Origin of the sequence: Curtobacterium sp. MCBA15_013 (assembly GCF_001865095.1) — a bacterium.
Taxonomy (GTDB): Bacteria; Actinomycetota; Actinomycetes; order Actinomycetales; family Microbacteriaceae; genus Curtobacterium.
Genome location: NZ_MJGQ01000086.1, coordinates 1 through 13,053, shown reverse-complemented (window position 1 = coordinate 13,053; position 13,053 = coordinate 1). Strand labels below are relative to the sequence as shown.

The 13,053-nt window shown below is 71.1% G+C and carries 13 protein-coding genes; 7 read left to right on the top strand and 6 right to left on the bottom strand.

Features of this window, described 5'->3' with window-relative positions; all coding sequences use genetic code 11:
• Window positions 1-14 precede the first annotated feature (14 nt).
• Together BIV01_RS18230 and BIV01_RS18225 are read right to left on the bottom strand one after the other, a co-directional pair.
• On the bottom strand, window positions 15-1,091 hold the full coding sequence (locus tag BIV01_RS18230; protein ID WP_070418441.1) for a BMP family lipoprotein: 1,077 nt from the start codon (window positions 1,089-1,091) through the stop codon (window positions 15-17).
• 209 nt (window positions 1,092-1,300) lie between these two features.
• A complete protein-coding gene (locus BIV01_RS18225) occupies window positions 1,301-2,416 on the bottom strand; it encodes a mannose-1-phosphate guanylyltransferase (protein WP_070418440.1) in 1,116 nt (371 codons plus the stop codon).
• 256 nt (window positions 2,417-2,672) lie between these two features.
• On the opposite strand from BIV01_RS18225, the gene BIV01_RS18220 reads away from it, so the two are divergent.
• The 6 genes from BIV01_RS18220 to BIV01_RS18195 all read left to right on the top strand — a co-directional run bounded on the left by BIV01_RS18220 (window position 2,673) and on the right by BIV01_RS18195 (window position 8,256).
• The gene (locus BIV01_RS18220; RefSeq protein WP_229086419.1) at window positions 2,673-3,911 is read left to right on the top strand and encodes a glycosyltransferase family 4 protein; all 1,239 of its coding nucleotides are present in this window, start codon (window positions 2,673-2,675) and stop codon (window positions 3,909-3,911) included.
• Window positions 3,912-3,989: 78 nt separating this feature from the next.
• Window positions 3,990-4,439 carry a succinate dehydrogenase, cytochrome b556 subunit gene (sdhC, locus tag BIV01_RS18215; RefSeq protein WP_083414140.1) on the top strand — a complete coding sequence of 150 codons (450 nt, stop codon included), beginning with the start codon at window positions 3,990-3,992 and terminating at the stop codon, window positions 4,437-4,439.
• An 11-nt stretch (window positions 4,440-4,450) separates the two neighbouring features.
• A complete protein-coding gene (gene sdhD, locus BIV01_RS18210) occupies window positions 4,451-4,897 on the top strand; it encodes a succinate dehydrogenase, hydrophobic membrane anchor protein (RefSeq protein ID WP_070418438.1) in 447 nt (148 codons plus the stop codon).
• Between the two features lie 70 nt (window positions 4,898-4,967).
• The gene (gene sdhA, locus BIV01_RS18205) at window positions 4,968-6,761 is read left to right on the top strand and encodes a succinate dehydrogenase flavoprotein subunit (protein WP_071295791.1); all 1,794 of its coding nucleotides are present in this window, start codon (window positions 4,968-4,970) and stop codon (window positions 6,759-6,761) included.
• A gap of 1 nt (window position 6,762) precedes the next feature.
• Window positions 6,763-7,536: a succinate dehydrogenase iron-sulfur subunit gene (locus BIV01_RS18200; RefSeq protein ID WP_071295792.1), complete on the top strand. Its 774-nt coding sequence runs from the start codon at window positions 6,763-6,765 to the stop codon at window positions 7,534-7,536.
• Window positions 7,537-7,611: 75 nt separating this feature from the next.
• A complete protein-coding gene (locus BIV01_RS18195) occupies window positions 7,612-8,256 on the top strand; it encodes a TNT domain-containing protein (RefSeq protein WP_070418435.1) in 645 nt (214 codons plus the stop codon).
• A 74-nt stretch (window positions 8,257-8,330) separates the two neighbouring features.
• On the opposite strand, the gene BIV01_RS18190 is transcribed toward BIV01_RS18195, so the two are convergent.
• From BIV01_RS18190 to BIV01_RS18175, 4 genes are all read right to left on the bottom strand, one after another.
• Complete coding sequence (locus BIV01_RS18190; RefSeq protein WP_083403381.1) at window positions 8,331-8,993, bottom strand: DUF805 domain-containing protein; 663 nt, start codon at window positions 8,991-8,993, stop codon at window positions 8,331-8,333.
• Window positions 8,990-9,514, bottom strand: a complete 525-nt coding sequence (locus BIV01_RS18185) for a DUF805 domain-containing protein (protein ID WP_071295793.1) — start codon at window positions 9,512-9,514, stop codon at window positions 8,990-8,992. Before BIV01_RS18185 ends, BIV01_RS18190 begins: the two co-directional genes overlap by 4 nt.
• Window positions 9,515-9,586: 72 nt before the next feature.
• The gene (locus BIV01_RS18180) at window positions 9,587-10,531 is read right to left on the bottom strand and encodes a quinone oxidoreductase family protein (RefSeq protein ID WP_071303823.1); all 945 of its coding nucleotides are present in this window, start codon (window positions 10,529-10,531) and stop codon (window positions 9,587-9,589) included.
• A gap of 10 nt (window positions 10,532-10,541) precedes the next feature.
• Window positions 10,542-11,804 (bottom strand): ice-binding family protein, encoded by a 1,263-nt coding sequence (locus BIV01_RS18175; protein WP_071303764.1) that lies wholly within the window; start codon window positions 11,802-11,804, stop codon window positions 10,542-10,544.
• A 186-nt stretch (window positions 11,805-11,990) separates the two neighbouring features.
• On the opposite strand from BIV01_RS18175, the gene BIV01_RS18170 reads away from it, so the two are divergent.
• On the top strand, window positions 11,991-12,989 hold the full coding sequence (locus BIV01_RS18170; RefSeq protein WP_083414139.1) for a diacylglycerol/lipid kinase family protein: 999 nt from the start codon (window positions 11,991-11,993) through the stop codon (window positions 12,987-12,989).
• The last annotated feature ends 64 nt before the right edge of the window (window positions 12,990-13,053 follow it).

Here is a 13,053-nt window from a genome sequence, read left to right as displayed (position 1 = left end):
CCGCGTTCACCGGACTACTTGACGGTCGCCTTGGTCTCGACCTTGATCGAGCCGTCGATGATGCCCGACTTGATGGTGTCGAGCTCCTTCTCGAGGCCGCTGTCGACCTTGTCGGCGTAGTCGTGGAACGGCGCGATGCCGACGCCGTCGTTCTTCAGCGTGCCGACGTACGGCTCGTTGGAGTACTTCTTGTCGGCGGCCTGCTCGACGACGTCCTTGACGGCGGGGCGCATGCCCTTCTCGACGGACGTGAACGCGATGTCCTTGTAGCGCGGGTCGGCCTCGTAGAGGTCGCTGTCCGCACCGATCAGCACGGAACCGTTGTTCGCGTCCTTGATGGCCTCGGCAGCCGACTGGTAGATCGGGCCACCGACGGGCAGGATCACGTCGGCGTCCTGGTCGATCAGGGTCTGCGCGACGGCCTTGGCCTGCGTGCCGGCCTCGAAGCCGCCCGTGAAGGAGCCCTTCTGGCTGTCGACGTCCCAGCCGACGACCTTGACGTCCTTCGACTTCTGCTCGTTGTAGTACTTCACGCCGTCCGCGAAGCCGTCCATGAAGATCGTGACGGTCGGGATCTGCATGCCGCCGAAGGTGCCGACGACGCCGCTCTTCGAGTACGAGGCGGCCGCGTAGCCGGCGAGGAACGCCGCCTGCGAGGTGTCGAAGGTGATCGGCTTGACGTTCTTCGCGTCGATCGAGTTGTCGTCGATGATCGCGAAGTCGGTGTCGGGGTTCGCCGCGGCCTGCTTCTTCGTGGCGTCGGCGAGGTTGAAGCCGACGGTGACGATGAGGTTGCAGTTCTGGCCGATGAGCTGCTCGATGTTCGAGTCGTAGACGGTGGCGTCCTTGGACTCGGCCGACTTGTAGGTGGCACCGAGGTCGGACGCGGCGTCCTTCATGCCCTCGAACCCGAGCTGGTTGAACGACTTGTCGTCGAAGCCACCGGCGTCGGAGACCATGCAGGGGCGGAAGCTGGTCTTGTTGTCGCCGGACGCGGTGTCGGACGGGGCGGCCGAGCAACCGGCGAGGACGGCGACGGTACCGGCGAGCGCGAGGGAGCTCAGCAGGACCTGACGGGTACGAGATGTCACGGGTGGGTTCCTCCGGGGAGCGTGCCCGGACCACGTGCGTTCCGGGCGATCGTGGCGACAGTACACGACCGCCCGGCCGGTACAGAACGCCCCTGAGGGACTCCTGGGATCAGTTACGGGATCGCGACCGCGCCGAAACGCGCCCGTAACGCGAAGTCACGGTTCTGCCCCCAGTTCGGGGGACGTCAAGCGCTTTTCGTGATGGAGCGCTACAGGACGTCGCCGCGGCCGCTGATCTTCAGTGCATCCACCACACCCTTGACGCGCTGCGCGTTCGCACTGGTGGTCACGAGCAGGGCGTCGGGGGTGTCCACGACGACGATGTCCTCGACGCCGATGAGCGAGATGAGCCGCTGGCTGTGCGAGACGACGATGCCGCTCGACGAGTCCGCGAGGATGCGAGCGCCGTCCCCGAGCACCGCGAGGTTGTTCGCGCGGCCGCCGGACTGCAGCTTCGCGAGCGAGGCGAAGTCGCCGACGTCGTCCCAGTCGAAGTCGCCGGGGATGACCGCCATGCGCCCTGCGGCGGCGGCGGGCTCGGCGACCGTGTAGTCGATGGCGATCTTCTCGAGGTTCGGCCACACCGCGTCCACGACGGCACCACGGGCCGAGGTGTCCCACGCGTCGGCGAGCTCCTCGATGCCGGCGAGCAGCTCGGGCTTCGTCCGGCCGATCTCGGCGAGCAGCACGTCGGCGCGGGCGATGAACATGCCCGCGTTCCAGAGGTAGGTGCCCTGCTCGACGTACGAGCGCGCGGTGTCGAGGTCGGGCTTCTCGACGAAGGAGCGCACCGCGTGGGCGGTCGGGGCGCCCTCGATGCCGATCGGGTCGTCGTGCGCGTGGATGTAGCCGAAGCCGATCGCCGGCTCGGTCGGCGTGATGCCGATCGTCGTGATGTAGCCGGCGCGTGCGGCGACGACCGCTTCGCGGACCGACCGGCGGAAGCCCCGGGCGTCACCGATGACGTGGTCGGCCGCGAAGGAGCCGATGACGACGTCCGGCTCGCGGCGGCGCAGGATCGCCGCGGCGAGGCCGATGGCCGCCGTGGAGTCCTTCGGCTCGCTCTCGAGCACGACGTTGTGGTCCTCGACGCCGGGGAGCTGCGACTCGACGGCGACACGGTGCGCACGGCCGGTGACGACCATGATCCGCTGCTCGCCGGCCAGTGGCGCGAGACGGTCCCACGTCTGCCGGAGCAGCGAGGTGCCGGACCCGGTCAGGTCGTGCAGGAACTTGGGCGCGTCGGCACGCGACAACGGCCAGAGCCGCGATCCGATGCCCCCGGCGGGGATGATCGCGTAGAAGTCCTCGAGTGCGTCTGCCACGTGCTCACCGTACCGGTGCGGCCGGGCGCGACCTGGGTGGTTCCCGCACGCTTCCCGCACGCACGCGGTGCGGGAGTCCGCACACGGCCACCGCAGCCGGCCCGCCGGTCGTGCGCCGCGCCTCCAGTCCGATCGTCCACCACACGCGGACGCGACCGTTCGCCACCCGCAGACGCGGCTGTTCACCGCCTGCGTGCCGGGCGTTCACGTCGACGGCCCCGCGGGGACACGCCGTGCGCGGAGCATGGACACCGCCATGAACGCACGCAGCGTGGAGCGCGGCACGTCCCAACGGACCGTCGCCGTCGTGACCGAGAGCTTCCTGCCCACCCTCAACGGCGTCACCACCAGCGTCCTCGCGGTGCTGGACCACCTGGAACGCCGCGGTCACCGCGCGGTCGTCATCGCGCCGGACACCCCCGGCATCGCGCAGTTCCGCTCGCGCACCGCGGTGGAGCGGTACCGCTCCTTCGACGTGCACCGGGTCCCGGCCGTCGCGTACCGCCAGTTCCCGGTCGCGCTCCCCCACCCGGTGCTCGACACGATCCTCGCCGCCTCCGGCGCCGACGTGCTCCACGCCGCGAGTCCGTTCCTGCTGGGTGGGCGCGCGATCACGGCGGCCGGGAGGCTCGGCATCCCCTCCGTCGCCGTCTTCCAGACCGACGTGGCCGGGTTCGCCCGCCGCAACGGCCTGACCGCGACCGTCCCGTTGGTGCGGAAGATCCTCGGACGCATCCACGCCGGCGCCTCGCTGACGCTCGCGCCGTCGAGCGCGACCGCGGCGATGCTCGCCGAGGACGGCGTCCCCCGCGTCGCGCGCTGGGGCCGCGGCGTCGACACCGAGCTGTTCCACCCCGCGCGCCGCTCGTCGGCGCACGTGCGGGCGCTCCGGCGGCGGATCGCCCCGCGCGGCGAGACCATCGTCGGGTACGTCGGGCGGCTCGCGCCCGAGAAGGAGGTCGAGCGGCTCGCGGAGCTCGGCGGCATCCCCGGGATCCGGATCGTGGTCGCGGGCGGTGGTCCGTCCCGGGCCGCGCTCGAACGGCGTCTCCGCCACCTGGACGTCACGTTCACCGGTCCGCTCCGCGGGGACGCGCTCGCGGACGCGTACGCGGCCCTGGACCTGTTCGTCCACACGGGACCGGCGGAGACCTTCGGCCAGACCCTGCAGGAGGCGCACGCCAGCGGGCTGCCGGTCGTCGCGCCGAGCGCCGGCGGGCCGCTCGACCTCGTCGCGCCGGGACTCGACGGCGAGCTGTACGACCCGGACGAGCCGCAGGCCCTGCGTCGAGCCGTCCTCGCCCTGCACCACGACCGCGCCCTGGCCGAGCGGATGGGCTCCGCCGGGCGGCTCCGGGTCGAGGGGACGACGTGGGAGGCGATCGGCGACGAACTGCTCGACCACCACGACACGGCCCGCACGATCGGCGCGCCGCCCGCCACGACGCGGGGTGCCCGGACCGGTTGGCACGAGAAGGTCAGCGCACGCGCATAGGATGGGTCGTGTTCCACACGAACACGAACGGCAAGGGCTCGCCGATCGGGCGAGCCCGTCCTATGGGAGGACGAGCTCATGGCCGAGCAGACCGCAGGGGGTACGGCGACCGCCGCACCCCAGGTGACGATCGAGGCGCCGCGCGCTTCTCGGACACCGCAGGGGACGCTCTACCGGGGGTCCACCGGCATGTGGTCTTGGGTCCTGCACCGCATCACCGGTGTGGCGATCTACTTCTTCCTGCTCGTGCACATCCTCGACACCGCCCTCGTGCGGCTCTCCCCCGAGGCGTACAACGCGGTCATCGGCACGTACAAGACGCCGATCATGAACCTCGGTGAGATCGCGCTCGTGATGGCCATCGTGTTCCACGCGTTCAACGGGCTCCGGATCATCCTCATCGACTTCTGGTCGAAGGGCCCGAAGTACCAGCGGGCCATGTTCTGGATCGTGATCGTCCTCTGGGCGATCGCCATCGCCGGCTTCCTGCCGCGCCAGCTCATGAACCTCGTCGCGGACTTCAACTAGGGGGCATCCGGATGACCACGCAGACCATCGAGCCCCCGCGCTCGGCAGCAGCAGCCCGCCGCTCCACCAACTGGGAGAAGTGGGGCTGGATCTACATGCGCGGCTCGGGCGTCCTGCTCGTCGTGCTGATCTTCGGGCACCTCTTCGTCAACATGGTGGCGGGCGAGGGCGTCAAGCAGATCGACTTCGCGTTCGTCGCCGGCAAGTGGGCGTCGCCGTTCTGGCAGGTGTGGGACTCGCTCATGCTCGTCCTCGCGCTGATCCACGGCTCGAACGGCATGCGGACGATCGTCAACGACTACGTGTCGAAGCCGGGCATCCGCAAGACCCTGCTCGTCGCGATCCTCATCGCCTGCGTCGTGCTCATCGTGCTCGGCCTGCTCGTGTGCTGGACGTTCGACCCGTGCCCCGCCGGCGCAGCCGCCGCGGACCTGCCGTCGTTCTGCCCGGCCCAGTAGCCGCAGCACGCGTCCTCGACCTCGCCGCCGCACGCCCCTGCCGGCGCGGCACCACTCCTGAAAGGCCCCAGTGACCGAGACCACCGTTCACCACCACCAGTTCGACATCGTCATCATCGGCGCGGGCGGTGCCGGCATGCGTGCCGCCATCGAGGCCGGCCCGAAGGCGAAGACGGCCGTCATCTCGAAGCTGTACCCGACGCGATCGCACACCGGTGCGGCGCAGGGCGGGATGGCCGCGGCGCTCGCCAACGTCGAAGAGGACTCGTGGGAGTGGCACACCTTCGACACGATCAAGGGCGGCGACTACCTGGTCGACCAGGACGCCGCCGAGATCCTCGCGAAGGAAGCCATCGACGCGGTCATCGACCTCGAGAACATGGGCCTGCCGTTCAACCGCACGCCCGAGGGCAAGATCGACCAGCGGCGATTCGGCGGTCACACCCGCGACCACGGCAAGTCCCCCGTCCGCCGGGCCTGCTACGCCGCGGACCGCACGGGCCACATGATCCTGCAGACGCTGTTCCAGAACTGCGTGAAGCTCGGCGTGAACTTCTTCAACGAGTTCTACGCGCTCGACCTCATCATGGTCGACGTCGTCGGCGAGGACGGCGTCACCCGCAAGCAGCCCGCCGGTGTCGTCGCCTACGAGCTCGCGACCGGTGACCTCCACGTCTTCCACGCCAAGGCGATGATCTTCGCGACCGGTGGCTTCGGCAAGATGTACAAGACCACCTCGAACGCCCACACCCTGACCGGCGACGGCGTCGGCATCGTCTGGCGCACCGGCCTCCCGCTCGAGGACATGGAGTTCTTCCAGTTCCACCCGACCGGGCTCGCCGGCCTCGGCATCCTCCTCACCGAGGGCGCCCGCGGCGAGGGCGCGATCCTCCGCAACGCCTCGGGCGAGCGGTTCATGGAGCGCTACGCCCCCACCATCAAGGACCTCGCCCCGCGCGACATCGTCGCCCGGTGCATGGTGCAGGAGGTCGCCGAGGGCCGTGGCGCCGGGCCGAACAAGGACTACGTGCTGCTCGACTGCACGCACCTCGGGGCCGAGGTACTCGAGACCAAGCTCCCCGACATCACCGAGTTCGCGCGCACCTACCTCGGTGTCGACCCGGTCGTCGAGCCGGTGCCCGTCATGCCGACGGCGCACTACGCGATGGGCGGCATCCCGACCAACACCGACGCCGAGGTCCTGTACGACAACACCACGGTCGTTCCCGGGCTCTACGCCGCCGGCGAGTGCGCCTGCGTGTCCGTCCACGGTTCGAACCGCCTCGGCACCAACTCGCTGCTCGACATCAACGTCTTCGGCAAGCGCTCGGGCAACAACGCGGCCGAGTGGGTCAAGACCGCCGAGTTCCTCCCCCTGCCCGATGACCCGGCCGCCGGCGTCCGCGACATGCTCGCGCAGCTCCGTGCCTCGACCGGCACCGAGCGCATCGCCGTGCTCCGCAAGGAGCTGCAGGACGAGATGGACAAGAACGCGCAGGTGTTCCGCACCGACGAGTCGCTCGCCCGCGTCACCGAGACCATCCACACGCTCCGGAACCGCTTCCTGCAGGTCTCCGTGCAGGACAAGGGCAAGCGGTTCAACACCGACCTGCTCGAGGCCGTCGAGCTCGGGTTCCTGCTCGACCTCGCCGAGGTCGTCGTGTACTCCGCCCGGAACCGCAAGGAGTCCCGCGGCGGCCACATGCGCGACGACTACCCGAAGCGCGACGACGAGAACTACATGCAGCACACCATGGCGTACCTGACGGGCGACCCGCACTCGTCACTCGCCGACGACCACATCACCCTCGACTGGAAGCCAGTCGTCGTGACGCGGTACCAGCCGATGGAGAGGAAGTACTGAGATGACCGACACCCTGGTCTCCGACGCACCCCGCACCGACACCGTGCAGGACGCCCCTCCCGGATCGTTCCCGGTGACGCTCATCATCCGCCGGTTCGACCCGGACGTCGACGACGAGCCGCGCTGGCAGGACTTCGACGTCATGATGCTGCCGACCGACCGCATCCTCGACGCGCTCCACAAGATCAAGTGGGACCAGGACGGGTCCCTGACCTTCCGGCGCTCCTGCGCGCACGGCGTCTGCGGCTCCGACGCGATGCGCATCAACGGGCGCAACCGGCTGGCGTGCAAGACGCTGATCAAGGACCTCGACGTGTCGAAGCCGATCTACGTCGAGGCGATCAAGGGCCTGCCGCTCGAGAAGGACCTCGTCGTCGACATGGAGCCGTTCTTCAAGTCCTTCCGTGAGGTCCAGCCGTTCCTGCAGCCCGCGACCGCCCCCACCCCGGGCAAGGAGCGCATCCAGTCGGTGGCCGACCGTGCGCGCTTCGACGACACCACGAAGTGCATCCTCTGCGCCGCGTGCACGTCGTCCTGCCCGGTGTTCTGGACGGACGGCCAGTACTTCGGTCCCGCCGCCATCGTGAACGCGCACCGGTTCATCTTCGACTCGCGCGACGACGCGGCCGACGTCCGGCTCGACATCCTCAACGACAAGGAGGGCGTGTGGCGCTGCCGCACGACCTTCAACTGCACCGACGCGTGCCCGCGTGGGATCCAGGTCACGAAGGCGATCTCCGAGGTCAAGCAGGCCGTCATGCGGGGCCGAGCCTGACGACGTCGCCGGGACGGGGCCGACGCTCGGCTCCGTCCAAGGCACGTCAGGGGCACCACCGATAGGCTCCGCTCCATGACCTTCGCGGACACCCGCCCCATCCTCGACCAGCTCGGCTACACGATCCGCTACGTGCAGCTCCCCGGAGAGACCCTGCACGAGCCCCCGGTCGAGGGCGCGCTCCGAGTCGTGGCGGTCGAGGGCACGGGCGACTTCGCGCTCGAGGTCGTCGACTACGGCACCGCGCGGCGTCTCGCGACCGCCCGGGGCGAAGCGGACGCGGTCGAGATGCTCCGTCGCTTCCTCAACCGGCCGTTCCCGGCGCCGAAGGACATCCCCCGGTACGAGCTCGACGGGCTCCGCGACCGGGCGGCGTCGACGTACCCGCAGCTCGCGCAGCAGGTGGCGCAGGCGGGCGAGCAGGGCCTCACGATCCAGGTGCCGGCCGGCGTGCCCGTGGACCGCGTCGGTGGCCCGGACGGCTACCTGCTGCACCCGCTCGACACCCCGCTGCCGCAGCGCTCACTGCCGCCGCACGTCGCGTCGGCGCCCGAGACGCACCGCTACCTGGTCGAACGGCCGTTCCTGGTGACGGTCCGGTTCGTCCAGCCCTGGTTCGACCAGCCCGGAGGCGCGTTGCGCTTCCAGACGGCGGATCCGTCCGTCACGGTGCGCGATCTGGTCGTGGACGGTTCGCTCTCGCGGCTCCGGGTGGTCTGACCCGCGCCCCGACCGCAGCACGACGAAGCGGCCCGCCCCCTGCCGGGGCGGGCCGCTTCGTCGTGGTGGTCGCGCTACCCGAGATTGGGGCGGTCGTACTGCGCACCGGCCGGGTTCGACTCGAGGGCGCCGAACACGATCCCGGCGATCCCGACGAACAGCGCGATGAGCCAGAACGGTCCGGCCAGGTTCGCGTCGTGCACCCGGCGCCACCCCAGGGCCAGGCTCGGCACGATCGTCGCGAGCCACCAGAGCCCCCAGACCCCGCCGATCAGCAGCGCGACGACGGGCGGCCCCACGGCGTCGGACCGTGTCACGCCGTACGCGTCGGTCGAGGTGTTCGCCGCGATCCACGAGAACAGTGCGACGAGGTAGGCACCGAGGAAGACGAGGTTGACCAGCCCGTTGGCGAGCGCCCAGAACCAGAACTCGCTCCGGCTGGCGCGCCCGTCGAACCGCGCGTACTTCTTGAAGAAGCGCGTGGCGGCGTCGAGGAAGCCGATGCCGTACCAGGGTGCCCAGAGCGGGGGCGTGCCGTCCGGCCCGACCGGGATCGGGGGCTGGAGCTGCGCGTACGGCTGGCCGTACGGCGGGAACGTCTGGCCGTACTGCTGGCCGTACGGCTGCCCGGCCGGCGGCTGCTGCCCGTAGGGCAGCGAGGGCTGGCCGTTCGGCTGCCCGGCCGGCGGCTGCTGCCCGTCCGGCTGTCCCCACCCGGGTTCGCCGCCGGTCGTCATCGCGAACCGGTCGGTCGATCGAACCGGGCGCCCTGCGGGTTCGACGGCAGGAACATCATGATGAACACCGCGACCGCACCGAGGAACGGGATGAGCAGCAGCAGCGCGAAGAGCCCGTTGATGTTCGCGTCGTGGAGGCGTCGCACGATGAGCGCCAGCGTCGGGATGATGAGCGCGAGTCCGACGATCCAGAAGGCCGTCCCGGCGAGCGGGTTGGTCGACATCGTCGAGAAGCCCACGTACGTCGAGGAGGTCGTGGTGGTCGTCGTGCCGGTGGCCGCCGTCAGGATGCCCGTGATGATCGACGCCACCGTGCCGATGATGGCGCTCCAGAGGTACCACCACCAGTACTCGCTGCGGCTCGCGCGGCCGCTGAACGTCGCGTACTTCTTGAAGAAGCGCGAGAACGCCTTGCCGAACGAGATGCCGTACCAGGGCGCCCAGATCGGCGGTTCGCCGCCGGGCCCGGTCGGTGCGGGCTGCTGGCCGTACGGGTTCTGCGGCGGGTACTGGTCGGTCATGGGTCCCCCTCGGGTGTTGGCTGAAGTACGAGTGCGATTCAACCAGAACGCCCCGGCCACGTCCGCGCCGGGTCAGGGGACGAGCGCGAGCTTCCCGCCGGGGTGCTGCGACTCGAGCACCTCGGCCGTGGCCTTCGCCTCGGCGAGCGGGAACGTCCGCGCGACGGGGACGGCGAGTTGCCCGTCGCCCGCGAGGTCGATGAGTCGCTGCCGCACCGAGTCTCGGAACACCTTGCTCTCCGGCTGGGCTCCGCCGATCGCACGGATGCCGTCGGCCCCCGCTCGACCGAACGCGGCGATCGTGACGATGCGCGACCGGTCCGCGACGAGCGCGAGCGAGACGTCGACGGCCTCGTCGGTCCCGACGCAGTCGAGCGCCACGTCGACGCCGTCGCCCGTGCCGTCGGCCACGAGTGCCCGGACCCGGTCCTCGAGTCCGTCGCCGTACGCGATCCACTCACCGCCGAAGTCCGCGACGGTGTCGGCGTTGCGCTCGGAGGCGGTGCCGATGACCCGCGCCCCGAGGAGGCGGAGCTGCTGCAGGAGGCTGACCCCGACGGCACCGGCGGCACCGTGCACGAGGACCGTGTCGTTCCCCGAGGCCCGGGTCACCCGGAGCATGTCCGCGGCGGTGGTGCCGGTGAGCAGGAGGTTCGCGGCCTCGGGGAAGCCGAGGACCGCGGGCTTGGCGAACACGTCCCGTGCCGGCACCGTGAGTCGCTCGGCCCAGCCACCAGCGACCCGGAACGCGAGGACCTCGTCACCGACCGCTCCCCCGCCGGACGCGATCTCGGTGTACGGACCGACGGCGCTCAGGACGCCCGCGACCTCGTAGCCGATCGCGATCGGCAGGTCCGACGGGTCGCCCTGTCGGGTGTGCTTCGTGTCGGCGGGGTTCATGCCCGCAGCGCGGATGTCGATCGTCACCTCGCCGGGCCCCGGGGCCGGCACCTCGGTCTCGACGTACTCGAGGACTTCGCTGCCGCCGAACCGCGGGGCCACCCAGTGCTTCGTCATGCTCCCGACGCTACGCGCGCTGTGCCGGACGTCGTCGGGCACGCAGGGTACGGGACCGCAGCACGAGCAGCGCGGAGCCGGCGACGAGGAGTGCTCCGGCGATCGTGAGCGGCACCGTCGGGTCGCTGCCGGTGAAGGCGAGTTCCGCCGGGGAGTTCCCGGAACCACCGCTGCCCGAGCCCGCAGCGACCGGCACGGCCGGAGCGCTCGACGTCGGTGCCGAGGGAGTGGGGGTCGGCGTCGGGACCACCGCGGGAGCGCGGACGGTGAGGACGTACGTCTCGGTGTCGGCCGGGGCCGTGCCGTTGTCCGCCGTGATCGTCACCGTCGTGGTGCCGGGCGTCGTCGGGGTGCCGGAGATGACCCCGGTCGTCGGGTTGATCGTGAGGCCGGGCGGCAGGGTCCCGCCGTCCGAGTACGTGGGCGCGGGCGTTCCCGTCGCCGTCACCGGGAACGAGTAGGGCGTGCCGGCGGTCGCGGCCGTGGGGGTGCCGGACGTGATCGTCGGAGCCACCGTCTCGGAGGGGGTGCCGGGGGCCGGGCACCCGGTCGGCGCGGTGATGGTGTTCGTGTCGAGCGTGACGGCAGCGGTGCGCGCGAGCAGACGCCCGACGACGGTCGCACCCGTGGTGGCCGTGACGGACTGGTCCGCGAGGACCGTGCCCTGGAACTGCGCGGCGCTGCCGATGGTCGCCGAGCTGCCGACTTGCCAGAAGACGTTGCAGGAGCTCGCGCCACCCGTGGTGAGGATGCGCGTGCCCGATCCGATCGTCAGCGTCGACGCGGCCTGGAACACCCACACGGAGTCGGCGCTGCCCGCGAGCGTCAGCATCCCGGTGTCCGCGAGTCGCAGTGCGTCGCCGGTGTAGACACCGGGCGACAGGCTGAGGCCGTTCAGCTCCGAGACGCCGGTCTGCGTCGGGGTCAGCGACGCCGCCACGTCGTACGCGGTCGTGGTGTCGGCCTGGGCCTGGGTCGCTGCCGCGTCGGTCTGGTGCACCGTGCCGTTCACGATCCCGTTGCCGGGTCCGCCGAACCCGGTGATCGAGGTCCCCGGGGAGAGGCCGAGGTCGCCCTGGACGGTGGTGGGCCCGGTGTTCGTGACGGTCGAGGCGCCGAGGACGCCGTACGTCGCGGCCGTGCCGAGCCCGATCGGACCGTCGATGACGGTCGCGGCCGAGGCGGGACCGGAGCAAGCGAGCGCCAGCGCTGCCGCCAGTCCGATCCCGGTGCCGATGAGGGTGAGTGAGCGGACGATGGGCGTGCTGGCCATGACGGCCCCTGCCTGTTCAGGAGAGGTACCGCACAGGTGTCGAAGTCACCCGGCACTCGCCGTGCCGCGAGTCTCGCTCGCGTACCTGTGCGCGAGGGTCCCGATTGCCAGGTTCGGCGGATCCGCGGGGATCGGACACACCGGTCCGCGGCGCGATCGCCTCGCGTCCGGCTGTAGCGTCGACTGGTGCCCTCCACTCCCGCAGCCCCCGACCGCACGCACCGGACGGCCGGCCCGCAGCACGCGGCCGTCGTCGTGAACCCCTCCGCGGTCGACCTCGCCGCCCTCCGCTCGGCGGTCGCCACCGAGCAGGGGTCGCTCGGCTGGGCCGACACCGCCTGGTTCGAGACCGCGGCCGACGACGACGGCCGCGCCGCCGCACGCGCCGCTCGTGACAGCGCACCCGACGTCGTGCTGGTCGTCGGTGGCGACGGCACGCTGCGGGTCGCAGCCGAGGTGCTGCACGGGTCCGGCATCCCGATCGCCCTGCTCCCGACAGGCACCGGCAACCTCTACGCACGGAACCTCGGCATCCCGATCGGTGACGTCACCGCGGCCGTCCGGTCGGCGTTCCACGGCGCTGACCGTGCCGTCGACGTCGCCTTCGCCGCGCTCACCACCGCCGACGGGGACACGACCGAGCACGCGTTCCTCGTGATGGCGGGGATCGGGCTCGACGCCCGGATGGCCGCGGACACGAACGCCGGCCTGAAGAAGCGCTTCGGCTGGCTCGCCTACTCCGACCCGATCATGCGGTCCGTGGTCGGCAACCGCCAGGTCGACCTCCGGTACCGCCTCGACGAGGGCGACGAGCACAGCATGCGGGCGCACACCGTCATCGTGGGCAACTGCGGGACCCTCACGGCGGGCCTGCTGCTCCTCCCCGAAGCGCAGCCGGACGACGGGCTCCTCGACGCGGTGGCGTTCCGCCCGCGTGGCGCCTTCGGCTGGACGAAGATCGGCTACGGCCTGTCGCTCAACCGCTTCTACCACCGGACGCGCTTCGGACGGCTGCTCGCGCGCTTCCTGCCGCGGTCGCGGACGCTCGGCTACACGACGGCGCGGCGACTCGACCTCGTGCTCGACGAGCCCGAACAGCTGCAGTTGGACGGTGATCCGTTCGGCCTGGTGGCCGCTGCCAGCCTGCGCGTCGAGCACGGCGGTCTCGTGCTGCGGACGGCCTGACACGGCGGTCCGACGCGGGTGCGTGACGGACGGGAGGCGCGGTGCCAGCCGGCACCGCGCCTCC

What these genes read in the sequence shown, in the direction of transcription:
- sdhD (WP_070418438.1), top strand. Translation starts at nt 4,451, where the DNA reads ATGACCACGCAGACCATCGAGCCCCCGCGCTCGGCAGCAGCAGCCCGC.
- BIV01_RS18195 (WP_070418435.1), top strand. Translation starts at nt 7,612, where the DNA reads ATGACCTTCGCGGACACCCGCCCCATCCTCGACCAGCTCGGCTACACG.
- BIV01_RS18180 (WP_071303823.1), bottom strand. Translation starts at nt 10,531, where the DNA reads ATGACGAAGCACTGGGTGGCCCCGCGGTTCGGCGGCAGCGAAGTCCTC.
- sdhC (WP_083414140.1), top strand. Translation starts at nt 3,990, where the DNA reads ATGGCCGAGCAGACCGCAGGGGGTACGGCGACCGCCGCACCCCAGGTG.
- BIV01_RS18220 (WP_229086419.1), top strand. Translation starts at nt 2,673, where the DNA reads ATGAACGCACGCAGCGTGGAGCGCGGCACGTCCCAACGGACCGTCGCC.
- BIV01_RS18185 (WP_071295793.1), bottom strand. Translation starts at nt 9,514, where the DNA reads ATGACCGACCAGTACCCGCCGCAGAACCCGTACGGCCAGCAGCCCGCA.
- BIV01_RS18200 (WP_071295792.1), top strand. Translation starts at nt 6,763, where the DNA reads ATGACCGACACCCTGGTCTCCGACGCACCCCGCACCGACACCGTGCAG.
- BIV01_RS18175 (WP_071303764.1), bottom strand. Translation starts at nt 11,804, where the DNA reads ATGGCCAGCACGCCCATCGTCCGCTCACTCACCCTCATCGGCACCGGG.
- BIV01_RS18190 (WP_083403381.1), bottom strand. Translation starts at nt 8,993, where the DNA reads ATGACGACCGGCGGCGAACCCGGGTGGGGACAGCCGGACGGGCAGCAG.